We start from the raw sequence: 25,917 nt of genomic DNA, 5'->3' as shown, positions 1-25,917 counted from the left end.
TGAGCATGTCTGAATTGACTACTATCGCTCGCCCATACGCTAAAGCAGCTTTTGAACTTGCCGTTGAAAAAGGCAATGTTGAAGCATGGAATGAAATGCTGTTCTTCGCTGGTCAAGTGGCCAGCGATGAGCAAGCAAGTTCATTACTAGCTAGCATTCCAACAGCTGCAGAACAAGCTGATGTTTTCATCAAAGTTTGTGCTGAACAGCTCAACGAACAAGGTCAAAATCTTATCAAGCTGATGGCCGAAAATGAACGTTTAGCCGCCATCCCAGCAGTTGCTGAAATCTTTGCTGAATTTAAAGCAGAGTTTGATAAAGAAATCGACGTAGACGTGGTTTCTGCAACTGAACTTGCTGCTGAGCAGCAAGACAAACTGGTCGCGGCACTTGAAAAACGTTTCGCACGCAAAGTTAAGCTGAATTGTAGCATCGACGAAACCGTTGTTGGCGGTTTAGTTATCAAAGCTGGTGACACCGTTATTGACGGGTCTGTCCGAGGCAAGTTGGACCGCCTAGCGGTATCGCTACAATCGTAATTGGGAAAAAGAGCATGCAACTTAATTCCACTGAAATTTCTGCACTGATCAAACAACGTATTGAACAGTTTGAAGTTGTTAGTGAAGCACGTAACGAAGGTACTATCGTATCTGTTACTGACGGTATCATCCGCATCCACGGTCTAGCTGACTGTATGCAAGGTGAGATGATCGAGCTTCCTGGCAACCGTTATGCTATCGCACTAAACCTTGAGCGTGACTCAGTAGGTGCAGTAGTAATGGGTCCTTACGCTGACCTTAAAGAAGGCGTAAAAGTACAATCTACAGGTCGTATCTTAGAAGTACCAGTTGGTCGTGGTCTACTTGGTCGTGTTGTTAACACACTAGGTCAGCCTATCGATGGTAAAGGTGCACTAGACAACGACGGTTTCGAGCCAGTTGAAAAAATCGCACCAGGCGTAATCGAGCGTCAATCAGTAGACGAGCCAGTACAAACTGGTTATAAGTCTATCGATGCGATGATCCCAGTTGGTCGTGGTCAGCGTGAGCTAGTAATCGGTGACCGTCAGACTGGTAAAACTGCTCTAGCAATCGATGCTATCATCAACCAAAAAGACACAGGCGTTAAGTGTGTGTACGTAGCGGTTGGTCAGAAAGCGTCTACTATTGCTAACGTAGTACGTAAATTAGAAGAGCACGGTGCACTTGAAAACACTATCGTTGTTGTTGCATCTGCTTCTGAATCAGCAGCGCTACAATTCCTAGCGCCATTTGCTGGTTGTACTATGGGTGAATACTTCCGTGACCGCGGTGAAGACGCGCTAATCGTATATGATGATCTTTCTAAGCAAGCTGTTGCTTACCGTCAGATCTCACTACTACTTAAGCGTCCACCAGGCCGTGAAGCATACCCAGGTGACGTATTCTACCTTCACTCACGTCTTCTAGAGCGTGCATCACGTGTAAACGCTGATTACGTTGAGAAGTTCACTAACGGTGAAGTGAAAGGTAAAACAGGTTCATTGACGGCATTGCCAATCATTGAAACTCAAGGTGGTGACGTTTCTGCATTCGTACCTACCAACGTTATCTCAATCACCGATGGTCAGATCTTCCTAGAAACTGACTTATTCAACGCAGGTATCCGTCCAGCTGTTAACGCTGGTATCTCGGTATCTCGTGTAGGTGGTGCAGCGCAAACTAAAATCGTTAAGAAACTAGGTGGTGGTATCCGTCTAGCGCTAGCTCAGTACCGTGAACTAGCGGCGTTCTCTCAGTTCGCTTCTGACCTTGACGATGCAACGCGTGCACAGCTTGAGCACGGTGAGCGTGTAACAGAGCTAATGAAGCAGAAACAATACGCACCAATGTCTGTTGCTGAAATGTCTCTGTCTCTATTTGCTGCTGAGAAAGGTTTCCTACAAGACATCGAAATCAACAAGATTGGTGATTTCGAAGAAGGCCTAATCGGTTTCGCAAACAGCACTTACGCAGAGCTAATGGCTCAAATCAATGAAACAGGTAACTACAACGCTGAGATCGAAGCGCAGCTTAAAGAACTTCTAGAGAAGTTCAAAGCAACGCAAACTTGGTAATTTAGTTATGGATGGTGAGTGTTCTTAGAATACTCACCTTGATTCGGAGAGAGAGTCATGGCCAGCGGAAAAGAGATTAAAAGCAAGATCGGGAGTATCAAGAATACTCAGAAGATCACCAGCGCAATGGAAATGGTTGCTGCTTCTAAAATGAAGAAAGCACAAGACCGTGTGGCTTCAAGCCGTCCATACGCTGAGAACTTACGCAAAGTGATCGGTCGTGTTGCTCAAGCAAATCTTGACTTCCAGCACCCGTTCTTAGAAGAGCGCGATGTGAAGCGAGTTGGTTATATTGTTATCTCTACAGACCGTGGTCTATGTGGTGGTTTAAACTCAAACGAGTTTAAGAAAATCACACAAGACGTACAGGCGTGGAAAGAAAAAGGCGTTGAAGCTGAATTCGCTACTTTAGGTAGCAAAGCTGCTGGTTTTTTCCAACGTTTCGGCGGTGATTTACTCGCTAAGAAAGCGGGTCTTGGAGATGCACCTTCAATTCAGGATGTAATTGGTCCTGTAAAAGTAATGCTAGACGCATTCGCTGAAGGTAAAATTGACCGTTTGTTCGTGGTATACAACAAATTCGTAAATACCATGAAGCAAGAGCCAACGATCGAACAGTTATTACCTTTGCCAAAAGCTGAAGAAGAAGTATCAGCGCACGCTTGGGATTACCTATATGAGCCGAGCCCAGAAGCGATCCTAGAGACGCTATTGGTTCGTTTCATTGAATCACAGGTTTACCAAGGTGTAGTTGAGAATGCTGCCTCTGAACAGGCTGCCCGTATGGTTGCGATGAAAGCCGCAACTGATAACGCAGGCGACCTAATGGATGAGCTGCAACTTGTTTATAACAAAGCCCGTCAGGCTGCAATCACACAAGAAATCAGTGAGATTGTAGGCGGTTCGGCAGCTGTATAACGCTTCGGCAAAGTTTAACGAGAGGAATAGACATGAGTTTAGGTAAGGTCGTCCAAATTATCGGCGCCGTTGTGGACATCGAGTTTCCACAAGACAACGTGCCAGCCGTATATGACGCACTAAAAGTTACAGATGGCGACTTAGCTGGTTTGACTTTAGAAGTTCAACAGCAGCTAGGTGGCGGTGTGGTACGTGGTATCGCACTTGGTACTACTGACGGTTTACGTCGTGGTACTTCAGTAGAAGGCACAGGCGAGCCAATCAAGGTTCCAGTTGGTACTAAGACCCTAGGTCGTATCATGGACGTACTTGGTCAGCCAATCGATGAAGCAGGTCCAATTGGTGAAGACGAGCGTATGTCAATTCACCGTGCTGCGCCTTCATACGAAGATCAATCAAGTTCAGTAGAACTTTTAGAGACTGGTATCAAGGTAATCGACCTTGTATGTCCATTCGCTAAAGGTGGTAAAGTTGGTCTATTCGGTGGTGCCGGTGTAGGTAAAACCGTAAACATGATGGAACTTATCCGTAACATCGCAATCGAGCACAGCGGTTACTCAGTATTCGCAGGTGTTGGTGAGCGTACTCGTGAGGGTAACGATTTCTACCATGAGATGAACGATTCAAACGTACTAGACAAAGTATCTCTAGTATACGGTCAGATGAACGAGCCACCGGGTAACCGTCTACGTGTTGCACTAACGGGTCTAACTATGGCTGAGAAGTTCCGTGACGAAGGTCGTGACGTACTTTTCTTCGTAGATAACATCTACCGTTACACACTAGCGGGTACTGAGGTATCAGCACTTCTAGGCCGTATGCCTTCAGCGGTAGGTTACCAGCCTACACTAGCTGAAGAAATGGGTGTACTTCAGGAGCGTATCGCGTCTACTAAGACTGGTTCAATCACGTCTATCCAAGCGGTATACGTACCTGCGGATGACTTAACTGACCCATCACCAGCTACTACGTTCGCGCACTTAGATGCAACAGTTGTACTTTCTCGTGATATCGCATCACTTGGTATCTACCCAGCGGTAGACCCACTTGATTCAACTTCACGTCAGCTTGACCCTCAAGTAATCGGTAACGAGCACTACGACACAGCACGTGGCGTTCAGACTGTACTTCAGCGTTATAAAGAACTGAAAGACATCATCGCGATCCTAGGTATGGACGAGCTATCTGACGAAGATAAGCAAGTTGTATCTCGCGCACGTAAAATCCAGCGTTTCCTATCTCAGCCGTTCTTCGTTGCTGAGGTATTCACAGGTGCACCTGGTAAATACGTTTCACTGAAAGACACTATCTCTGGCTTCAAAGGCATCTTAAACGGTGAATACGATGACATGCCAGAGCAAGCTTTCTACATGGTTGGCTCAATCGACGAAGCGATCGAAAAAGCCAAAAACATGTAATTTAGGAGGGTGTTATGGCAATGACAGTACATCTTGACGTAGTAAGTGCAGAGCAGAGTGTATTCTCTGGTGATGTAACCACTATTCAAGTGACAGGTAGTGAAGGTGAGCTAGGTATTCATCCTGGTCACGCGCCACTATTGACTGGCCTAAAACCTGGTATGGTACGTTTAGTTAAACAAGATGGTTCAGAAGACATCATCTATGTTGCTGGCGGTACGCTTGAAGTTCAACCTAAGACAGTAACCGTTCTTGCGGACGTTGCTATCCGTGGTGAAGAGCTTGACGAGCAGGCTGCTGAAGAAGCTAAGCGTGAAGCGCAAGCACAAATGGCTTCAGGCACGACGTCTGAGCTTGATACGCATGCTGCAGCTGTACAGTTAGCAGAAGCAATCGCTCAGCTACGTGTTATTCGCCAGCTACGCAAATAATACATCCTATCTGGTTTAAAAAGCCCGCACTGCAAAGTGCGGGCTTTTTTATTGCCTAATCAATTGTTGGTTTGAAATAACTTAACATTTTTATACTTATCATCTGCGCTGTAAGCCGCTACAATATTGCGCAATTTACGTTAATGTTGATTTATTCACTACCACCAGCTTTGGTTTACATCTGCACATGAAGTGATTTGTTTAAAGATGAGTATCTCAAATTGGCGTGACACTTAAACACAAGCAAAGAATAAGGACTCTGTGTTAATGGCACTTACATCTATCATCCTAGCTGCGGGTAAAGGCACCCGTATGCGCTCTAAACTTCCAAAAGTTCTTCACCCGGTTGCGGGTAAACCTATGGTGCAGCACGTTATCGACAATGCGGTATCACTCGGTGCGCGTGAAACAAACTTAGTATACGGCCATGGTCGTGAACAGCTACAAGCGGCGCTTTCGCATAATGAAGTAAATTGGGTTTTACAAGAAGAGCAGCTAGGTACAGGTCATGCAGTTGCAGTTGCGAAAGAACATATTGCAGATGATGACACTGTTTTAATCTTATACGGTGATGTGCCACTAACTAAAAAGTCGACATTAGAAAAGCTACTCGCTGCGACGCCTGAAAAAGGTCTAGCAGTATTAACGGTGAACCTTGACGACCCAACAGGTTATGGTCGCATGCTGCGTGAAAATGGCAAACTTGTGGGTATTGTAGAGCAAAAAGATGCAACACCTGCTCAGTTAGCTATTCAGGAGATCAACACGGGTATCATGGCGGCAAATGGTGAGTTGTTAAAGCGTTGGTTAAGTAACCTTTCGAATAACAATGCACAAGGCGAATACTACCTGACAGACATCGTAGCCATGGCGCACAGTGAAGGCGTTGAAATTACTTCATCTCAGCCAGACCATCCAATGGAAGTTGAAGGCGCGAATAACCGTGTGCAACTTGCAGCCCTTGAGCGAGCTTACCAGTCATGGCAAGCAGAAGAATTAATGATCAACGGTGCAAGCCTTGCAGATCCTACTCGCGTCGACGTGCGTGGCACGGTAAAAACAGGTCAAGACGTACAAATCGATGTGAACGTTATCTTTGAAGGTGATGTTGTGATCGGCGACGACGTGGTTATTGGTCCAAATTGCGTACTTAAAAACTGCACCATCGGTGATGGTGTTGTTGTAAAAGCAAATAGCATGATTGAAGATGCACAAGTCGCTGCTAAGTGCACCCTTGGCCCATTTGCGCGTTTACGCCCAGGTGCGGTGATGGAAGAAGACTCTCACATTGGTAACTTTGTAGAGATGAAAAAGTCTCGTTTAGGCAAAGGCTCAAAAGCAAACCATCTGACTTATTTAGGCGACGCTGAAGTCGGTGAAAAAGTAAATATTGGTGCAGGTACCATTACATGTAACTATGATGGCGTGAATAAATCAAAAACCATTATCGGTGACAACGCGTTTATTGGCTCTAACTCTTCTTTAGTAGCGCCAGTGCAAATTGGTGCGACTGCGACTGTTGGAGCGGGTTCTGTGATCACCTCAAACATTGCAGATGAGCAGTTAGCAGTTGCGCGAGGCAAACAGCGCAACCTTGATGGTTGGCAACGTCCAATAAAAAAAGTCTAGCTACTTAACTATAAGCAAAGACTTAATTAGTATAAAAGAGCAGCATTCGCTGCTCTTTTACTTTTAGTGACTTTGCTTATTATTTCTTTATGGTTGGCAAAGTGGTACATTGTTTTTTGAAGTTAATTTAACGTTAACCTATAAGAAGTAATCTATGGACAGTCTATTCCGCAAAGAAGTGCTGGAGCATAAACGACATCGACTAGAAGGAGCTGTGTCGCTTATTCAGCCACCCATTTTTAGAAGACTCACAGTGTTGATCTTAACGGTCGTCGTTGTCAGTCTGGTATTTTTGAGTCTTGGACAATACACCCGAAAAGAACGTGTGAGTGGGGTGATAGAACCCGATGCCGGTCTTTTACGTGTCGAGGCCTCTCAAGCAGGCTTAATTTCAGAAGTGCTCGTTTCTGAAGGGCAGTTTGTTGAAGCCGGTGAGCCGCTGTTGAGAATAGCCTCTGCGAAGCACAGTAGCCAAGAGTTAGAACTCAATCAGGCTTTACTTAACCAATACCAGTTTCAACTTAATTCACTCGAGCGACAGATCACCCAGCAAATCGCGCAGGATAACTTAGATCTTGAGCAGTTAAATTTGCAGAAAATCTCTCTCGAGCAGCGTCTATCTGAATTAGATAGCCAAGCCGCTACCTTTAAACAGCGACTGATGTTAAATCAGAAGATGGTTGAGCAAGTCGGTAGCTTAAAGGGCACAGGCTATATTTCAGAGTTAGAGCTACAAAGACAAAAAGATACCTTGTTGTCGCTGCAACAGCAGGCATCGAGTATCAAATCAGAGCGGGTGTCGCTGGTTAGTCAATTACAGCAACTCGAAAAACAAATTGAGCAGCGACCTTTGCAACAGCAAACACGTATTGCACAATTGGAGTCACAGCGCGCCGATCTGAAAATGCAGTTGTCGTCGATTGAGCAGCAGCGCCTAGGTGAGTTAAGAGCACCAAAATCAGGCATTGTCAGTGGTCTCACTGCAAAAGTAGGTAAAACGGTGGCAACAGGGCAAAGCTTACTCTCAGTGCTTCCTGAAAACAGTGAAATGCAAGCAATCGTCTATGTGCCTACTTCGGCTTTTGGTTTTGTTGATGTTGGCCAAAATGCGCGTTTGCGCTACCACGCCTTCCCGTATGAAAAATTTGGGGTGTACGATGGCACCATCAAAGAAATCAGTAATTCAGTGATATTACCTGAAGAGGCTTCAACGCCAGGCGTACTGACAGAGCCTGCTTATCGTGTGGTTGTGGAACTCTCTGAACAAGATATTCAAGCTTATGGAAAAGCAACACCACTTAGAGCGGGTATGAGACTCGACGCAGATATCGTGATCGAAGAACGTTCACTTCTACGTTGGTTATTTGATCCGGTATTTAGTATTAAAGGTCAGCTGTAAATTTTCAGCTCAAGACTATTTGTATAACAATAATAAGGCAGTAAAAGATGCATGAAGAAGATGAAAGTGTAGTCAACAAACTACAGTTTTGGTCAAGGAACTCATTGCCCATTATTTTACAGTCGGAGGCCGCGGAGTGTGGCTTAGCTAGTTTAGCGATGGTGGCGTGTTACCATGGCTATCAAACCGACTTGGTATCTATTCGACAAAAATTTAGCATTTCTCTTGAGGGCGCTACGCTGCTCGATATTATGGGATTTGCTGAGCAACTTAAGTTAAGCACAAGACCACTGCGTATTGAGCTTGAAGATCTCGACGCATTGCAAACGCCCTGTATTTTACACTGGGATCTCAATCATTTTGTGGTGTTAAAGAAAGCCAATGAAAAGCGCATTGTCATTCATGACCCTGCTAAAGGCGAAAAAACGCTGACCCTTGAAGAAGCGTCAAAACATTTCACCGGTGTTGCCCTGGAGCTCACACCGACCAAAGACTTTGAAAAACAAGAAAGTAAACCCACGCTCAGATTCTCCGACTTTTGGAGCCGAATTTCGGGTCTTAAACGTTCTTTATTGCTGATCTTCTTACTGTCTTTGCTGTTACAAGTATTTACGTTGGCCGCGCCTTATTACATACAATTAGTCATTGATGATGTTGTACTTACAGGCGATACCTCTTTATTGACCGTACTTGCAGTCGGTTTCTTCTTGGTATTAGTGTTTGAGATAGCCACAAATGCGCTACGGGGCTTTACCTTGCTGCATTTTGGTAATCAAATGAATATTCAGCTCGGTGCCAATTTATTCCACCACCTAGTACGTTTACCAATATCTTACTTTGAAAAACGCCACATGGGTGATGTGGTATCGCGTTTTGGCTCACTACAGCAAGTTAAACAATTACTCACCACAGGGGTTATTGAGGCCATCATTGATGGCCTAATGGCGATAATCACCTTGGCGATGATCTTCTTCTATAGTCCAACCCTTTCTGCGGTGGTGCTGGTGGCAGTATTTGCCTATGCCGGTGTGCGAATTGCTATGTATAAGCCTTACAGAGCGATCAGTGAGCAAGAGATCATGGCAAGAGCTGAAGAAAACTCTAACTTCATGGAAACAGTGCGAGGCATTCAAACCATCAAGTTATTTGGTTCTGAAGTAAAACGTGAAGGGCAATGGCAAAATCGTTATGCGAATGCCATTAATCAGAACATCCGAATTGGTAACTTTAATATTGGTTACGAAGCCATTAACCGCGCTTTATTTGGTATCGAAAACATTGTGGTGGTCTATTTGGCGGCGCACTTAGTGATCCAAGGTGGATTCAGTACCGGTATGCTATTTGCGTTTATGTCTTATAAGCGTCAGTTTATGGAAAAAACCGCCAACCTCATTGAGAAGTTTATCGAATTCAAGATGTTAGGTTTACACTTTGAGCGTATAGCGGATATTGCATTGACTGAAAAAGAAGATTTACAGCCAGCGAATATCAAACGTCATAGCATTGAGGGTGATATTGAAATCAAAGGCGTGAGCTTTGCTTATTCAGATGCAACACCGAATGTACTCGATAACTTGAGCTTGAAGATAAAAGCAGGCGAGTCGGTGGCAATCACAGGGCCTTCGGGCTGTGGTAAATCGACACTACTAAAGCTCTTACTGGGGCTCAATAAAGCCAAATCTGGTGAAGTGCTAATTGATGGCGTACCGCTTGAGCAAATAGGTGCGCGACAATACCGACAGCAAATCGCGGCGGTTATGCAAGACGACGAGCTTTTATCGGGTTCAGTCTCAGATAATATCGCTTTCTTTGATTCTCCTGTTGATATGGAGCGCGTAGTTTATTGTGCTCAACTGGCTGCCATTCACGATGATATTGCGCAAATGCCAATGGGTTATGACAGTTTAATTGGCGATATGGGCTCAAGCTTATCTGGGGGTCAAAAGCAGCGTATTATTTTGGCTCGGGCTTTATATAAACAACCTAAGATCTTGTTTATGGATGAAGCCACCAGCCACTTAGATACCAATTTAGAAGCCGATATTAATGAGGCGGTTTCCCGTTTAGATATCACTCGAGTGATCATCGCCCATCGTAAAGAAACCATTGCGTCTGCTGATAGAGAAATTAAGCTGCAAAAACCACGTCAGCTTGAAGATATGCATTCGACATCGACTTCTGGATCTGAATAACTTTAGGTAACTTCATATAGCGCCAAGTAACTCGTTTTGTTTGGCGTTTTTGTTTTTATATCAAGCCGCTTAATTAAGTGGTCTATTTTGAGGCAAGAAAACCTTTTAGGTAGTTCCGTTCACGCGTCCTGCTATCGTTGAGGTGCCTACATCTATGTTGGCAAGGCAGATGTTTCGTTATTTAGTTGTTTTGAGTGAGAAATCTTTAACACAGCTATTATCAGGTTTAATCCTTCAAAATGATTAAATGTTATTGCGGATTAGTATTAGCCGATAGTGATGAGAACGATAACAACAAATGCTAGCTCTAAAACCAAAAAACGCCTCAAAAGAGGCGTTTATGCGTATTAATCTAGGTTTAGATTAATAAATCTCACCACACGTGTGGCCACGACCGCATGTGTTAGCCACACAATGTGTCATGCCATCAGCACTTGGGCCATCAATTGGTGGGCAGCGGTAAGTAACATAACTACTGTTAATTTGCGTACCACCAGCAACCTGTGGAGTCATTTCTGCAGGAATATTGCTGCTATCTGCAGATAAAGTCTTCATTTTCTTTTTGTTTAGCTTAAGTTTCATTGTTAGTTTCCTTCTAGATGAGTTGTGTTTGATTAGTAAACGTCTTGGCAAGTATTACCCATGCCACATGTATATGCTTGACACATAGTCATTCTATCGTCAGAGATATTTGGACCTGGGCAAGCAGGATAATTTGTGTGGCAGCGATAAGTATTGTAACTGCTGTTAATTTGCGTACCGCCCGCAACCTGAGGTGTCATGTCTGCAGGAATGTTGCTGTTATCAGCAGACAACGTTTTCATTTTCTTTTTGTTTAACTTTAATTTCATAATCAAATCCTTGTTTAAAATTAGCACCTAGAAAAGGTGCAAATTTAAATTAATTCATCTTAAAGAAGTTTTCAAGCTATTAAATTTAATTTAACAAAATCACATGGAAGCTGGTTTGATTTTGGTATTCTTTTCGTTATTTGCCTTATTGCAGAAAGTGTAATTAATAGAATGTTTGAATAAATGCTTATTATGAAGAAAGTTACAAGTATATGAATAAGCATATGGTAGAGGAGTACGTTTCTTTTATAGATTTAAAAATTCATTATTAAAACTTTAGAGGTAAATGAAGGGCGATATTTTAAAGAAAAACATGGCCCTTGTTCGCCTTTTATTTATATAACCAATTGAAAATGTTTATAAATTATAAAGCGATTTATTAGAATACGTGTGGACACGTGTAACCAATACCACATGTATAGCGTGGGATTAGTGTAAGGCGGCCACAATCAATATCAGAAAATTGATAATCAAAGCCACCAGCGATCTCTGGCGTCATTGCTGCCGGAATGCTTTTCTTATCTGAAGATAGTGATTTAATTTTCTTCTTGTTTAATTTAAGTTTCATCTTATTTTCCTTATAAAAATTAGCACTTTCGGTAAGTGCAAAATTAAAATAGTTCATATAAATTAAATGATCAAGCTGTTTAACTTTTATTAACAATTCTAAAGTTGTTGAGGTTTTGGTGACGCTTCAGTAAGGTATCGGTCAGTTGTTGCAGGAATAATAATTAAAACGGTGTCTTCACCTAAGGATAGATATGCCAACAAAAGCGATTGCGTCTGTAGAGCAAGCAGCTCAGGTGCGCGAAATAATTCAAAGCTTGGCCGAAAAAGTGAGCCAAGATCTTCATAATGTTGAAACTAATGGTTTGTTAAGTGGTTTAGCTGGCCATTTATTATTTTTATATAATGCCTACCGCATCGACCCAAGTTTTGTTGATGAAACGCTATTCTCAGAAAAACTAGAAAAGCTCCAAGAAGAGCTAGATCAACAGGGGTTTGAGCTCAGCAATGGTCTTGCTGGGCAAGCTTGGGTATTAGAGTATTTAAACCAAGCAGACATGGAAGATTACGATCCTGAGTTGCTTAGCGATATGGATCAAATCTTTTATGATGCACTTAATTTTCAACCTTGGCCGGGTGAAATAGAATCGGTACTTGGTCTTGCGGGTTACGCCCCTTATACCGCAAGGCGTAGCAAGCAATCAGATCAAACCGCGTTATACGGTGTAATAGTCGATAACTTTGCTAGTGTGGCACAGCAAGTAGATGAAAAATTAATAAGCTGGTCTCAGCCTGAGTATTCGGTTTATCGCTTCGAAAAAGAAGACCGTAAGAAGCCAGAATTCAATTTAGGGTTAGCACATGGTGTGCCGGGGATCATCGCAGCGCTAATTCCTGCGCTAAACATAGATGCCATTAGAGATAAAACCTCCCAGTTAGTCACGCAGTCTTGTGACTGGTTACTTACCCAAAAAAACCCAAACCATGAAGAAGAACATTGCTATGGTTCATGCTCTGGCGGCGAGCACAAATCGAGACTCGGTTGGTGTTATGGCGATCTGACAATCGCATTAACCCTTGCTCGTGCAGGTCATGCTCTAGATAGGCCGAGTTATGTTGATGAAGCACGCAGAATGGCGTTAAAAGCGGCAAAACGTGATGCCGAAAGTGGCTTTATCAATGATGCTGGTTTGTGTCACGGTTTCGTTGGTCTCGTTAGTATTTATCAACTTTTAAATCAACTTATACCCCACCCTGAGCTTGAGCAAGCTGCAAAATATTGGCTTAACTACAGCCTTGAGCAATATCAAGAAAAAGGCCTTGAAGCATTTTATTCATACAATGGTGAAACCATGGAACACAATGAGAATTTTGGTTTCTTAATGGGTTATGCAGGGGTTGGCGTTGGCTTCATCTCAGTTTTAAACGATGACCTAGATTGGGCTGAATGCTTATTGATGGCATAAGGAGTGATGATGTCGAACAACAATAATCAAAAACAAGAAAACAAACCGATTCAGCATGCGCCGTTTTTTGTTATGCGTACGCCGCGTTTATCACTAGAGCACTTAGCAGAATTTAGCTCAGAGTCAGCCGATACCAATGCTATTTTGGAAAAGTGGTTAGCAATTGAGGGGGTTGAAGAAGCCATTTATCTTGCTAGCCCTTCTCTATTAGAGCGTATTGAGCAATGGCGTACAAAACCAGAATCAAAACAAGGTAAAAAGGTTGCGCAAGCGCTACTTAAATACATGTTGCGTATGTGCGCAAGGCCGACGCCTTTTGGTTTATTCTCAGGGATCCACAAAGGTGAAGTGGGTGATACCACTGAGTTTGTAAGTGCGTCACATACTCAAGATAGTCGTAAAACACGCCTTGATATGTTTTATCTGTCGGCATTAAAAGAGCATTTCGTGAAAGAAGCACAACGTGCCGACAACTTGATGTATCGTCCGAACCCTTCTCATTACTTTGTTGCTGATCAATGTCGTTATATTGAGAATTATCTCTCTGAAGACAGCATGCAATATCGTTTAAGCGCGGTAGACAGTGATGAATATTTTCAGTGTGTACTTAAACTAGCCAAAGGCGGTTTAAGCTTTAATGGTCTGGTCGATGCTTTTTGCGCACAGTATGCCGAAGCCGAAAAAGAAGACGTTGAAGCATACATTCAAGATCTGATTGATGAAAAAATACTACAGGCCGATATCCCGCTGCCGCTGACGGGCGATTCACCTGATTATGCTCTTTTAAAGTCATTACAAAATATGGAAGAGCTGGCAACCGCAGATCAACTTGCAACAGCTCTGGCCATGATTGAAAAGCTCGATAACGAGAAAAGTGGTGAAATTAAACCTTATAAGCAATTGCTTGAACACTTTCAGAACATGCCAGTTAAAGCGCAAGAAAATAAGCTTTTTCAAACAGACGTTTATCGCGCCTTTGAACAGTGTCAATTAAGCGCTCAAGAAGTGCAACGGGTGCAAAAGCAACTCGAGTTATTGGCTGAATTAGGTGATACCGATAAATCTAACCCATTGAGTAACTTTATCACTAAGTTTAATGCTCGTTTTGAAGGGCAGTTTGTACCTCTTGATGTGATCTTAGATGACGAGTCAGGTATTGGCGTTTCAAATGAAACTGGATACGAAGCCCCGCTGGTGGCAGGTTTAAACCTAGTTAAGGGTAATCAAGGCGCGGGTGAAGCGCCAAGACCGACTTTGCTGAATCAGATCATTGAAGAAGCCCTGAGCTTACCGGCGAATCGCAGCAAAGACACCATAGTTCTAAAGAGCAAAGAGCTAAGAAGCAAAGTAAACAGCAAAGAACCCATTAGCAAAAATTTCCCAGCCTCTTTTTCTGTGATGCTCAATGCGTATCAAGACGACAGAGCAAATCCTGTGTTCAAGCTGGGCGGTTGTGCTGGCCCATCATCAGCCAATTTATTGGGCCGCTTTTGTCACCTAAACGATGGTCTCAAGCAGTCTGTGATTGATGAGTTGCAAAAAGAGCAAGCGCACTCAGACAATGTGATTTTTGCCGAAATTGCGCATATGCCAGAAGGTCGTCCAGGCAATGTGATTGCACGGCCACACCTACGCGAGTACGAAATCGTCTTTATGGCCGACAGTAGCTTAGACAGTCAATATCAAATTCCACTCAGTGATTTATTTGTCTGGGTTGAAGGGCAAAAAGTTAAACTGTGGAGCAAGCGTTTAAATAAGCAGATCATCCCGCGTTTATCATGTGCACATAACTACTCAGCGCGTAGTCTTAGTGCTTATAAGTTCTTATGCATGCTGCAACACCAAGAAGGCCGAGCACCGAATTTCGGCATGCCAAGTAGCACCGCCAATGACGCTTTTGTGCCTAGAGTGATGCTTGATAATCTGATCTTAAATGAAAAAACGTGGCGTATTGACCGTAAAGAGCTCGAAGCCATCAGTAAAAACGGCAAATTCTCATCTGAAAAACTAGCGACATTATTGGCCAAGTACCAGCTTGATCCACAAGTATGTTATGCCATGGCCGATAATGTACTTCAGCTAGACCTGCGTCATCCAGACATGCTGGCGGTATTACTTTCAGAAACCAAGGGGCAACCTCGCGTTGAATTAAAAGAAGTGCTAACGACGCAGTATGCTTCGCGTGTTGTCGACAACCAAGGTCAGCACTACAACAACGAAATGGTGATCCCATTATTCAATGGCAATGCGCCAATACACCATCATTTCTCTGACGATCCACTTGCAAATATCACAGCTAAATCGATTAAACGTCGCTTTAGTGCTGGCTCAGAGTGGTTAAGCTTGAAAATTTACTCAGGTAATTCAATCGTCGAGCAGCTATTAACTGAAAAGTTATTGCCATTTATTGCCGAGCAGCAAGGCGATTTTGAAAAATGGTTCTTCATTCGCTATGGCGATCCCGATTGGCATTTACGTTTGCGTTTCTATGGCGAGCCAAGCAAGTTATGTGGTCAGTTGTTACCTAAGTTGAATCAGTTGCTCGATCCTATGGTTGAGTCGGGCGAGTTACATAAGGTCGAGCTAATGACTTATGAGCGTGAAGTAGAGCGCTACGGTGGTCCAGAGTCTATGGCACTGATTGAGTCATTATTTATGCTAGACAGTGAATTAATTGCCCGTACTTGTGGCTTAATTGACGAGTTTGGTGAAGACATTCGCTGGCGTGTGGCGCTGCAGTGCACCGATAAACTGCTTAACTTGTTCAATTACAATGATGAAGGCAAGTTTAATTTAATCAGTGGGTTAAGAGCCGGTTTTGGTAATGAATTTAACGAAACCAGTCATCTGCGCAAGCAACTAGGCAATCGTTATCGTGACTACCAAACTCAGCTAGAAGATGACTTTGTGAAACTCGCTGACTTGACTCAGTTACCTGACGATGAGGCCCAAAACGCGATTGCCCAATTGCTTAACTTATGGCAACAGCAAGCACAACCTGTGGTCGCGCAGCTCAATGAGATGCTAGAAGAAGACAAGCTCAACTGTAGTCGAGACTCACTGCTGAGCTCTTTGCTACACATGCATAACAACCGTATGTTTAAAGCTTATGGTCGTGAGCAAGAGTTGGTGATCCATGACTTGATGCGCCGTAAATATTTCTCGGCAGACAAAGGCCAAAACCACTAACAGGCTATCGCAATTCAACGTTAAAAAAGCACTGTTCCTACAGTGCTTTTTTGTGCTCAATAGCTATGTTTTAAACTGTTTGAACTCAGTCCAAGCCTCGATAGCACCGACTTTATGTCGGGTCTGTCTTTATCTCCACCTTAAACGAACAGCTTCCATTTCTTGCTTATTGTCTACTCATCAAATGCTGACTAACATTACTATTCCAAACCGCTTAAAAAAGACATAAAAACATGAAAAAAGCATTTATATTAATCATTTCTCTGTTACTCAGCATACCCACGTTTGCAGGCTCACTGGTAAAAGAGTTACAGGTATTTGAACCTTACTTTGGTACTTGGCAGGCAGACTTTGTTGTGCCTAAAGGTCAACCTGCCATGCAAGATGTCAGTAAGTGGGAGCGCGCATTGAATGGCACGGCTATTCGCACCCTGCATTCAATTAATGAGGGTATGTATGGTGGTGAGTCATTGATATTCTGGGATAAAACAAAACAAAGCCTCGTATTTTACTATTTCACAACCGCAGGGTTTTACACACAAGGCACCATGGAGGTATTACCCAATGGTGCGTTTGTGGCCTATGAAGATGTGACAGGTAGCAAGGACGGCATTACCAAAGTGAAGTCCACCAGCCAGTTCGTTGATGGTGAGTTTAAAGTCTCGACCCAATATTTAAAAAATGGTGAATGGACTGCGCCAGAGTCACGTAGCTATCAGCGCAGTAATAAACAAGTAAAGTTCAAATAGCACACTCTAGAATACCTTTCTTTCTATGTGGTTCACTTCAATGTTAGCCACATTAACCTCCTAAGTAATACCTGATTAAGAGTAACTTAATACGCTGCTACCTCATACATTTTCATCCCTTTCGCATCGAAACTTACAGACAAAGTTTGAATGTTATTTTGTAAATTTAATGTTTGCTTTTGGTTGCTATTTTTTTTGCGGTGCTGTTATTTTGACCTTTCCCTATATAGGGAAAATTGTTAATTTATACGGAGATTTAAAAATGACAAAAGCAATTAAGGCCACGTTAGTGGCATTGGTATTAAGTAGTGCAAGTTACGGTGTATATGCAGCGTGTGGAGATAGCACTTGCGGTTGGGTTGGTGGAGACTTTGTGTGTGAAGCAGAAACAAAGATGGGAAATCTTGTTGAGTGTACAGAGTCTGACCCTTGTAATATTGACTGTAACTAAAGTTAAAAACTAAAGCCTGATTTTTTATTGGGCTTTTTTAAAAGGAGTTTATATGAAACTAATACTATGGGTGGTGTTAACACTGTCTTTGCCAGCTTTCGCTTCGAATGTGCATCCAGAGCACTTGCAAGTGTTTACCGATGAGGCCAATAAAACTGAGCAATGGCAGCGGGGCAATACCAAACGATTCGATACGTTTGAGCAGTTCTTTTTAACCCGAGGTCATCGCGCATATTATAGAACGGGTTATATTTATGACTTACAAGCTGAAAGAATCTTAAGCTATCAAGAATCTTTGGTGTTAAATCCTTCATTTTATGAAATTGTTCAACAAGATATGAAAGGGGTGGATATTTCTCAGCAAGAGCTTGCCGCTTTTTTAAATACTACTCTCCCTACAAACAGCCAATATTTTTATTTTTACTTTGATACGTTAACTGAAAAAAACGGCAGTGGTCGATATCGTGAAGCGGATACACCCAGAAAGCGTGACTTCTTAATCCGTGGTATGAAGATGCGCCAAAAAGCAGCGCGTATTATGCAGGCTCACAAAACCATGCCTTGGTATTTAATTCATATTCCATTTATTGGTTATAAACCACCGCTTTAATCACCTCTTACTCATCGAAACTTACAGACAAGGTTTGAATGATTCTTTGTAAATTTAATGTTTCTTTTTAGTTGCTCTTTTTTTTTGCGTTGCTGTTATTTTGACCTTTCCCTATATAGGGAAAATTGTTAATTTATACGGAGATTTAAAAATGACAAAAGCAGTTAAGGCCACGTTAGTGGCATTAGTCTTAAGTGGTGCAAGCTACGGTGTATATGCAGCTTGTGGTGATAGTGAGTGCGGGTGGGATGGTGATGAGTTTGCTTGCACTGTAGAGTTAAATGGCGGGGGCTCTAAAAGGTGTTCTGAGTCTGCCCCTTGTGTAATTCAATGCTAACTTTATATGTGCTCTAGCCAGTAAATTTGCTGGCTATTTCTAAGGAAAGATTATTAATGATAAGACTTTATTATTTGCTAATTGTTTTATGTGCGGCGAGTTGTCATGCATTCTCGAGCCCCCACCCCGATCATTTAATAATGTTGACTGAGAGTGATAAAAAAGAAGAATTGTGGCAGCAATTTGGTACTACAAAGCGTTTTGATATTTTTGAAATATTTTTTATCTCAAAAGGGCTAACTCCTGCTTATCAAGTGGGTTATATCTATGACAAAGAGTCTCAAGTTATTCTCGAATTTGAACAAGCAAAATCATTAGTACCAGCCGCAAAAGCTGTGTTGTCAAAATCCTCAAAAATAAAGATAAAACAAGAAGAGTTAGAAAGCTTTTTAAATATTAAATTACCTACATCTCATCGTTATGCTTTCTTCTATTTCGATACGCCTTTATCTAAAGCTAATAATGGTAAATACGAATTTTTTAATTCAGCTAATATGCGTAAACACTTAGAAAAAGGTTACAACAGGAGGAAGTTTGCAGCGCATGTTTTTAAAGAGCACAGGCATATTCCCTGGTACCTTATTCGAATTCCTTCTGTTGGGTTTGTCCCTCAATAGTTGAAACACCATCAGGCATCCAAATCTGCGATGAGGACAATCGCTGCACTATATCTTGTGAATAGTATGTCATAGGATTACCTAGCCAGCGAATGCTGGCTATTTTAAAGGAGTATTTAAAAGTATGTTAAAAGTTAAAGCGTTGCTATTGATTGTTTTTTTGATGCTTGGCAATTTCTATTCACATGCCAGCACTTTCACCGACGAAGATAATAAAACTGAACAGTGGCAACTCGGTACCACAAAACGATTTGATACATTTCAAAGTTTCTTTCTAAAGTATGGCTCAAATGCTTATTTCCGAACCGCGTATTTATACGATCTTAAAAAGCAGCAATGGCTGTCTTATGAAGAAGCGAAATCACTCAAGCCTGCTTTGCAACCCATTCTGAACGTACAGCATATGGAAGTTACATTGACTTTGGCTGAGGTTGTTAGTTTTACCAATATTGATATTAGAGATGCTAAGCGATATGCCTTATTTTTCTTTGATACGCCCATAGATACAGATAATAACAACGAGTACCTTTTTGCTGGTAACGATGTGTTTGCAAAGCAATTAAAGAAAAGTATTGATATGCGTAAGCTCGCCGCAAAGCTTGTAAAGCAACAGCATGATGTGACGGGTTACTTAATTCAAATACCGCTCATTGGCTACAAGCCTCAAACATTCTAGGTGATAAGCAAAGGGCGTCACAATGAAAATTCTTCTATGGAGCAGCCTATTGCTCCTAGCATCGGCATTTTCTGCATTCGCAAACAATGTTCACCCTCAAGATCTTATCCGGTTAACAGATGAACAAAATAAAATTGAGCAATGGCGATTGGGCACGACTAAACGGTGGGACACATTCGAGCAGTATTTTTTAAAAAAAGGTCAGAAAGCATTTTACAGATGCGGATATTTGTACGATCTAGAGTCTGAAGAAGTTTTAAGTCATGATAATGCGATTTCAATTTACGAAGAGATTGAGCCAGTTTTAATAGATAAAAATAGTCAATTCCCTGCCAGTCATTCGGAGATTGAAGGTACTTTTAATATCGCGCTCCCCGATAAGAAGAAGCATAAATATGTTTTTATCTACTTTGATCTTCCTGTTAAAAAGAATGGAAATTATGAATTCTCTGATAACCCTAACTCTAGAAAGTATTTAGAAAAAGCACAGGCGCACAGGCAAAAGGCTGCAACAATATTAAAAGGGCTCAAGACGGTACCTTGGTATCGTATAGAAATTCCTTTAATCGGCTTTAAAAACCAGCAATTTTAATAAGGTATGCTGCTAAAAAATTATATTCATCATAATGATATAGTGTTTAATAGGTTGTGGTAATAACTAGCATAAGGATATTAGATGCTGACAATCCCTGAAAAAGACTCAAACAGTCGACATTTACAGCGGCTTATATTTGGTATGAGTGGTGTTGCTCTGACTGCCTTGGTTGTGTGGTTTATTGCTCGACAATTATTTGCAGAGCAACCCAGTGAGCTGCAGCTCGCTGCTGTTGAACGCGGCTCAGTAACACAGACCTTAGCGGTATTTGGCCGTCTTACGCCAAGAGCATCAAATAGTTTGGTGGCTCAGGTCGACGGGCATGTCAGCGAACTGAATGTGTTACCAGGCGCAGAGGTTGATGCCAATACGGCTATTATTACTCTCTCAAACCCACAATTATTACGACAGCTACAAATCGCGAAGCTTAATTGGCAAAAGGCGCAAGCAAAGCATGTCTCAGCGCTGGCAAAATTGCAGCGAGAAGCCACACAATTGCAAAACGACGTCGCGATGGCTGCCAGCGAATTAAAGTTTGCAGAACAAGAGATAGAGACCTTAAGTAAGCTGCATGAAACCAAACTATTGAGTGAGTTGGACTTCTTACGTGCAAAAACGCGGTTAGAGCAATTGCGATTGCAGCTCGATTTAACCAAGCGCAGTGAAGCGGCTTTTCAAAACACCTTAGAGTACGAAAAGCAAGCCTTGGCGCTTGAGCTTGAAAGCGAAAAGCAGCAACTGGCGATGACCCAAGATGACGTTAACAATTTGCAAGTAACAACAACGCAGTCGGGCATTTTAACTGAGCTATTAGCAGACATAGAAATAGGTCAGGCGGTCTCTAAGGGCACAGTATTGGCTAAATTATCGAGTCAAAATAGCTTGTTCGCTCAGTTATTAGCACCAGCAAGTGCCATTGATATCTTATCGGCGGGGATGGCAGTGAATATTGGCATCAAGGGTAAAACGTATGCCGCACAAGTGGTGCGTGTGCACCCTAATGTTGAAGCCAATCAAATTAAGTTTGAAGCCACCTTTACAGAACACATTCCCTCTTCTGCGGTAAATAACTTGTCGGTCTCAGCCGAGGTCATGTTAGCCAGTAAAGACAATACGCTTCGCGTTGCTAAGCCTCTGTATTTAAAGGCGGGCGAAGAGCGCCAAGTCTTATATGTCTTTGATGGTGACGAAGTGCATAAAAAGCAGGTCAAAATTGGCATGCAAGGCAGTGAATTTATAGAAGTGCTGGCGGGCGTTGAAATAGGCGAGCAGGTGTTAAAGGCACTACCTCAGTCTCGCTCAGCAATAAAATTATAATAATCAGAAAATAAAGCTAAGGATTAAAGCGTGAATACTCTTATTGCTCTAAACAGGGTTAACAAATCGTTTGCTCAAGCAGCAAATAATGACGCGGTTTTAAAAGACATCGACTTGACCATTGACGATGGTGAATCGATTGCGATTTTGGGCCCGTCAGGCAGTGGTAAATCCACCTTACTTTCAATCATCGGGTTACTGGATGAGCCATGCAAAGGTGAATATTTACTGCGTACAGAGAACGTCACATCATTAACCAAAAAACAAAAAAGCCAGCTGCGAAATCGTCATATTGGTTGGATCTTTCAAAACTTTAACCTGATCGCCAGCATGACAGTGCTCGAGAATGTCATACAACCGATGCGTTTTAACAAGAGTATTAAACCTGCTGAATATATCGCTAGAGCACAAAGTGTATTAGCGCAGGTAGGATTAGCTGATAAAAGCAATAGCACGCCTGACAAACTCTCTGGAGGTCAGCAGCAGCGTGTGGCTATTGCGCGAGCACTCATTAATGAGCCGGCTTTAATTCTTGCCGATGAACCTACGGGTAACCTAGATCAAAAAACCGGTGAAGAAGTCATGAACTTATTATTGTCGCTGTCGGCACAAGGGACAACCTTGGTTATCGTTACCCATGATGAAAATGTTGCCGCGCGTTGTCAGCGCAAGATCCGAATTCTAGATGGGCAAGTGACTTATGACGGCGAATAATACACTCTTTGAGTTGCTATGTGAGTGGCGACGTTGGCGCGGTCAGTATTTTAAGCTTGCACTCATTTTATTTGGCTTTGCTTTCTCTGCAGCTTTGCTGGCCATTGCGCTGCGCTTAGGTGGCATGCTGTTTTACGAAAATCCACAGTGGACAAACACCGACAAACCCCTTTATACGGTTGGAAGGTTACATGAGAATAACAGTTTAAGCCCGGTGAGTCGGCAGGCCCTAGAGAAACTAAAAACGTTTCCTGTGGTTGAGGATGTCTCTTGGCTGGTGATAAAAAAATATAGCTTTTCACTTAATAACCAAACCTTTAATGCGGTCAATAGTGCGGTGTTCTCTGCAAATTCAGCAGAGAGTATAGGGCTAGATATGGCGCAAAGTAGTGTCTTGGGTATTTGGCTAACACACCGATTTTGGCAAGAAAACCTAAATAGTAACCCTGAAGTGGTTGGTAAGGTGTTTAGCTTTAAGCGCTTACCACAAGGGCTGCCAGTGTTGGGGGTACTTGACCAAAAATACGACCAAGTTGGCGCTGAATTACTCGATGCTTGGTTGCCAGAAGACATGTTGCAGTATTCAACTCCATTCACAGGTGGCATGATGCTCGATCGCTTTTTACTCGCGGCGCCAATGTATTATGGTTTGGTATCGGCATCGGGTGAGTTTGAACCACACCAAGCGACTGCTCAATTGGCTGAGCTAGACTTGTCTGTGAAAGGTATGTCATTCGGTAAATCAACTTTGCCTCTGGCCATTTTATCTGGTGTTCAGTTTGATCCTAAAGGTTACCAGCGCCTAGTGTTTACTTGGCAGCTATTGCTTGGTTTAGTGGTGTCGTTGTGGCTCATTTTAATTTTTACACTATTCTCGCTTTCAAGCAGTCGGGCGATCTTAATAGCAGATGAATTGCGAACATTGAGGTTGTTAGGCGCTCAAAACCGAGACTTTTTTCGCTCTGCTATGCGCTTTGCGTTCGTCATGGCCTGTGTGGTCTGTATTTTAATTTATCCTTGTTTAGCTTTCTTAAAAGCCATGGTGCAAAGCACCGCCGGTTATCAACAGTATTTTAGTCAGCAAGACATGGTGCTAAACGGCGCTGTGTTACTGAGTGCAATTTTGATGATGATACTGAGCTTATTGGCCTGTGCCGGTATTCCATTGCTGAATCTATTGAAGAAAGATTTGTTTACGCGACAAACCAACCACAGCGCTTCTTTATGGCAGAAGTTATTGAGTCAGGGCATTTTAGTGTTGCAACTAAGCGCAGCCTTGGTGGCCATTTATACACTGACTTTTGTGGTGAAAGAGCAGTGGCAACAGTATCAGCAAACCAGTATTGCTTTGTCAGCAACCCAAACTCAAGTTGATACGGGTAATTTCCCTATATCTTGGCGACAATTATTGGCACAAGACAAGGGCGCTGAAGCAAAGGCGATTTTGAGCTCTTCTTTTGCTCAACTTAATCGTTATGAGTTTAAAGCACCACAAACCGGGCAAGAGATTAATATTGCGACTATGCATGCCAGTTCTGAATTTTTTAATGTACTCGATGCTAAAGTAACTGGGCTAGAGTCTAAGCAGTGGCACAGTGGTGTTGTGATCAATCACACATTTGCTGAGCGCTTGAACCAACATGATGATCTGATGTCTTTACTCGGAACTCAGATTCAATATGGTCTGCAAGAGCAAACCTATACCATTACAGGCATTGTTGAAGACATACCGCATTGGGGGCGATCTCAGAGTGTGCAACCGACTTTGTATTTACCTTTAGAGCAGCTTAACTCAGACACGATGGCAGTATTTACTGTGTTACAGTCGCCGCAGTCAAAACAGCATGCGCAGTTAGCGGCGTGGGTGAAGTCACAAGTGCCAAGTGCGAAAGTATCTGACGCCCAGACGCTTGAACTGGTGATCCAAGTGTTCGATCAGCAATCGCAAGATGTACTGTGGTTTGCGTTATTGGTTGCTGCTGTGATTGTGGGAGGTGTATTCAGTGGTTTGTGGTATCAAATACAGGCGCAATTACGCGTTGAAAAGCAAGCTATTAGTGTATTGCTTGCAATCGGCGCCTCTGAGCAATTTGTGCTGCTGACGCGATTGAAGTACAGTCTATTGGCATTAGCTGTAGCCATATTCACGAGCTTAACTGTGTTTGTACTATTCAATTCATCCTCGTTCAATACCCTGCAACTAGACATACTTGCTGCTTTAAGCGCGGTGTTAGTGACGTTTGTATTATCTGCAGTAGCAGTGGTATTACCGCTGAGAAAGTTGTTGAACCAACCAATCCAGCAATCTTTACGGGAGTTATAAAGTAGTTACCCTAAGCTCTAGTTAATTAGGCGTGTGGCTTTGAACGATTGTGATTAAAAGCCACACATTATTCAGTTTGTTATACCTATTTGTTGATGTACTTCACTGGCGAGTGCCGTCACAACATGACCAAAGTCCCAAAATTTCTCTGTATTCACGTTGATGTTTGCTGCAATACTCAAAGACAACTCTGGAATAACCACCAAGATTGACTGCGACCCTCTTGATACCCCGCCATGGTGATAAACCGTATATTTATCAAGTAGTAAGTTTTTCGCCTCTCGCCAGCCCAGCGCATAGTTTTGTGGGTTTATTTCACCATTGTTGAGTTGTTGCGGTGTCCACATGGTATCGACAGTCGTTTGACTTAAAAAATGCCTATCTAGGTAGCCACTGCCGAGTTTGGCCAGATCGCTAGGCGTACTGATAAATCCTCCGCCCGCTAAACGATGACTCAAGTCGACTTTGCGCCATGGTATATAGCTTGTTTGCTGCCCTTTGTTATTAAAATAAAAATCAACAAGGTGTTTAGCATCTTCTTCTAGTCCAGTCTGAGGCATATCAAGTGGTTGCCAGATGCGCTCGCGCATAGCATCGATAAAGTCTTGTCCTGATGCGGCAGCAAGCACGGCGCTCAGCAACACAGTGCCGTAACTTGAGTAATAAAACTGTTCACCGGGAGAGTAGAGTACCTCACTGCCGTCAAAGCCTTTTAGCGCCTCAAGCGGTGTTTCAAAATGGCTAGTTAGGGCCATCGCATAATACAGTCCCATCAAGTCAGTATTGCGTTTGTAATGCGGTAACCCAGAACTGTGTGAGGCAAGCTGCCTAGGTGTCATTGCCGGCCATAGTGGATTTGGGTTGAATCCTAAATAGTCTTGGATCGGGGTATCTAAATTGAAGTTATGCTTATCAATCAATTGTGCCAACAGTGTTGCTGTCATAGCCTTTGATGTGCTGCCAATTCGAAATTGATGAGTAGTTGTTAGTGGTATGTTGTTCTCTAAAGACGCATAGCCAACTGTACCCGACCAAAGCGGTTTACCTTGGTAGGCAATGGCTGCAGACAACCCTGGCGCATGGCTTTGCGCTCTGTACTTCTTAAGAATATTAATGAGCTTTGCTTCATCGAGTTTAGTCTGGCTATGCGCATGACTTGTTTCTGGATGAGGGGAGTTTGGCAGCGCATAATGGCTTGCAAATAAAATTGGGGCTTTACCGCGATAGGCTGCCCAATCGTAAACGGGTTTGAATAACCAGATCAGTAAGGCAATAATCAGGCATATAAGGGTAATAATTTTGTTTTTCATAACAAGCTCTCATTGAATGTGATAGAGCTAATATATTGAAAGTGTTGCTATTAAATCTTACCGATAAATAAAAATGCTGGCCGATAGTTAAAAGAGTAAGTTTATTTGTTAAAAATGATAATA

At 42.7% G+C, this 25,917-nt stretch carries 24 protein-coding genes; 20 read left to right on the top strand and 4 right to left on the bottom strand.

Annotated elements, in window-relative coordinates:
* Window positions 1-5: 5 nt before the first annotated feature.
* From atpH to ABMY35_RS03100, 8 genes are all read left to right on the top strand, one after another.
* On the top strand, window positions 6-539 hold the full coding sequence (atpH, locus tag ABMY35_RS03135) for a F0F1 ATP synthase subunit delta (RefSeq protein WP_058031481.1): 534 nt from the start codon (window positions 6-8) through the stop codon (window positions 537-539).
* Window positions 540-553: 14 nt separating this feature from the next.
* Window positions 554-2,095 (top strand): F0F1 ATP synthase subunit alpha, encoded by a 1,542-nt coding sequence (gene atpA, locus ABMY35_RS03130; RefSeq protein ID WP_058031480.1) that lies wholly within the window; start codon window positions 554-556, stop codon window positions 2,093-2,095.
* Window positions 2,096-2,152: 57 nt separating this feature from the next.
* Window positions 2,153-3,013, top strand: a complete 861-nt coding sequence (gene atpG, locus ABMY35_RS03125; RefSeq protein WP_349284986.1) for a F0F1 ATP synthase subunit gamma — start codon at window positions 2,153-2,155, stop codon at window positions 3,011-3,013.
* Between the two features lie 32 nt (window positions 3,014-3,045).
* Window positions 3,046-4,431 (top strand): F0F1 ATP synthase subunit beta, encoded by a 1,386-nt coding sequence (atpD, locus tag ABMY35_RS03120; RefSeq protein WP_058031478.1) that lies wholly within the window; start codon window positions 3,046-3,048, stop codon window positions 4,429-4,431.
* A gap of 14 nt (window positions 4,432-4,445) precedes the next feature.
* Entirely contained in the window at window positions 4,446-4,862 is a 417-nt protein-coding gene (locus ABMY35_RS03115; protein WP_058031477.1) for a F0F1 ATP synthase subunit epsilon, read from the top strand.
* A gap of 267 nt (window positions 4,863-5,129) precedes the next feature.
* Window positions 5,130-6,491: a bifunctional UDP-N-acetylglucosamine diphosphorylase/glucosamine-1-phosphate N-acetyltransferase GlmU gene (glmU, locus tag ABMY35_RS03110; protein ID WP_349284985.1), complete on the top strand. Its 1,362-nt coding sequence runs from the start codon at window positions 5,130-5,132 to the stop codon at window positions 6,489-6,491.
* Between the two features lie 154 nt (window positions 6,492-6,645).
* Entirely contained in the window at window positions 6,646-7,890 is a 1,245-nt protein-coding gene (locus ABMY35_RS03105; protein ID WP_349284984.1) for an HlyD family efflux transporter periplasmic adaptor subunit, read from the top strand.
* 47 nt (window positions 7,891-7,937) lie between these two features.
* Window positions 7,938-10,082, top strand: coding sequence for a peptidase domain-containing ABC transporter (locus tag ABMY35_RS03100; protein WP_349284983.1), 2,145 nt, complete (start codon window positions 7,938-7,940; stop codon window positions 10,080-10,082).
* 363 nt (window positions 10,083-10,445) lie between these two features.
* On the opposite strand, the gene ABMY35_RS03095 is transcribed toward ABMY35_RS03100, so the two are convergent.
* From ABMY35_RS03095 to ABMY35_RS03085, 3 genes are all read right to left on the bottom strand, one after another.
* The gene (locus ABMY35_RS03095; RefSeq protein WP_138483131.1) at window positions 10,446-10,664 is read right to left on the bottom strand and encodes a hypothetical protein; all 219 of its coding nucleotides are present in this window, start codon (window positions 10,662-10,664) and stop codon (window positions 10,446-10,448) included.
* Between the two features lie 32 nt (window positions 10,665-10,696).
* On the bottom strand, window positions 10,697-10,933 hold the full coding sequence (locus ABMY35_RS03090; RefSeq protein WP_349284982.1) for a hypothetical protein: 237 nt from the start codon (window positions 10,931-10,933) through the stop codon (window positions 10,697-10,699).
* A gap of 379 nt (window positions 10,934-11,312) precedes the next feature.
* Entirely contained in the window at window positions 11,313-11,501 is a 189-nt protein-coding gene (locus ABMY35_RS03085; protein WP_349284981.1) for a hypothetical protein, read from the bottom strand.
* 193 nt (window positions 11,502-11,694) lie between these two features.
* Between ABMY35_RS03085 and ABMY35_RS03080 the strand changes: the two genes are divergently transcribed.
* The 12 genes from ABMY35_RS03080 (at window position 11,695) to ABMY35_RS03025 (ending at window position 24,484) form a co-directional block, all read left to right on the top strand.
* Window positions 11,695-12,906, top strand: coding sequence for a lanthionine synthetase C family protein (locus ABMY35_RS03080; protein WP_349284980.1), 1,212 nt, complete (start codon window positions 11,695-11,697; stop codon window positions 12,904-12,906).
* A 9-nt stretch (window positions 12,907-12,915) separates the two neighbouring features.
* Window positions 12,916-16,095 (top strand): lantibiotic dehydratase, encoded by a 3,180-nt coding sequence (locus ABMY35_RS03075; RefSeq protein ID WP_349284979.1) that lies wholly within the window; start codon window positions 12,916-12,918, stop codon window positions 16,093-16,095.
* Window positions 16,096-16,328: 233 nt separating this feature from the next.
* Window positions 16,329-16,844 (top strand): hypothetical protein, encoded by a 516-nt coding sequence (locus ABMY35_RS03070; RefSeq protein ID WP_349284978.1) that lies wholly within the window; start codon window positions 16,329-16,331, stop codon window positions 16,842-16,844.
* 262 nt (window positions 16,845-17,106) lie between these two features.
* Window positions 17,107-17,295, top strand: coding sequence for a hypothetical protein (locus tag ABMY35_RS03065; protein ID WP_349284977.1), 189 nt, complete (start codon window positions 17,107-17,109; stop codon window positions 17,293-17,295).
* A gap of 52 nt (window positions 17,296-17,347) precedes the next feature.
* A complete protein-coding gene (locus ABMY35_RS03060) occupies window positions 17,348-17,905 on the top strand; it encodes a hypothetical protein (protein ID WP_349284976.1) in 558 nt (185 codons plus the stop codon).
* Between the two features lie 151 nt (window positions 17,906-18,056).
* A complete protein-coding gene (locus ABMY35_RS03055) occupies window positions 18,057-18,242 on the top strand; it encodes a hypothetical protein (protein ID WP_349284975.1) in 186 nt (61 codons plus the stop codon).
* Between the two features lie 56 nt (window positions 18,243-18,298).
* Window positions 18,299-18,859, top strand: coding sequence for a hypothetical protein (locus ABMY35_RS03050; protein WP_349284974.1), 561 nt, complete (start codon window positions 18,299-18,301; stop codon window positions 18,857-18,859).
* Between the two features lie 124 nt (window positions 18,860-18,983).
* On the top strand, window positions 18,984-19,535 hold the full coding sequence (locus ABMY35_RS03045) for a hypothetical protein (protein WP_349284973.1): 552 nt from the start codon (window positions 18,984-18,986) through the stop codon (window positions 19,533-19,535).
* A 22-nt stretch (window positions 19,536-19,557) separates the two neighbouring features.
* The gene (locus ABMY35_RS03040; RefSeq protein ID WP_349284972.1) at window positions 19,558-20,127 is read left to right on the top strand and encodes a hypothetical protein; all 570 of its coding nucleotides are present in this window, start codon (window positions 19,558-19,560) and stop codon (window positions 20,125-20,127) included.
* Window positions 20,128-20,211: 84 nt separating this feature from the next.
* The gene (locus ABMY35_RS03035; protein ID WP_349284971.1) at window positions 20,212-21,447 is read left to right on the top strand and encodes an HlyD family efflux transporter periplasmic adaptor subunit; all 1,236 of its coding nucleotides are present in this window, start codon (window positions 20,212-20,214) and stop codon (window positions 21,445-21,447) included.
* A 30-nt stretch (window positions 21,448-21,477) separates the two neighbouring features.
* A complete protein-coding gene (locus ABMY35_RS03030; RefSeq protein WP_349284970.1) occupies window positions 21,478-22,161 on the top strand; it encodes an ABC transporter ATP-binding protein in 684 nt (227 codons plus the stop codon).
* Window positions 22,148-24,484, top strand: coding sequence for an ABC transporter permease (locus tag ABMY35_RS03025; RefSeq protein WP_349284969.1), 2,337 nt, complete (start codon window positions 22,148-22,150; stop codon window positions 24,482-24,484). Before ABMY35_RS03030 ends, ABMY35_RS03025 begins: the two co-directional genes overlap by 14 nt.
* Before the next feature lie 71 nt (window positions 24,485-24,555).
* Here the strand turns inward: ABMY35_RS03025 and ABMY35_RS03020 are convergent, their stop codons facing one another.
* Window positions 24,556-25,794 (bottom strand): serine hydrolase domain-containing protein, encoded by a 1,239-nt coding sequence (locus ABMY35_RS03020; RefSeq protein ID WP_349284968.1) that lies wholly within the window; start codon window positions 25,792-25,794, stop codon window positions 24,556-24,558.
* Window positions 25,795-25,917: the final 123 nt, after the last annotated feature.

It is taken from the genome of Pseudoalteromonas sp. BZB3 (assembly GCF_040104455.1).
Taxonomy (GTDB): domain Bacteria; phylum Pseudomonadota; class Gammaproteobacteria; order Enterobacterales; family Alteromonadaceae; genus Pseudoalteromonas.
This window is presented reverse-complemented; position numbering and strand designations above follow the sequence as displayed.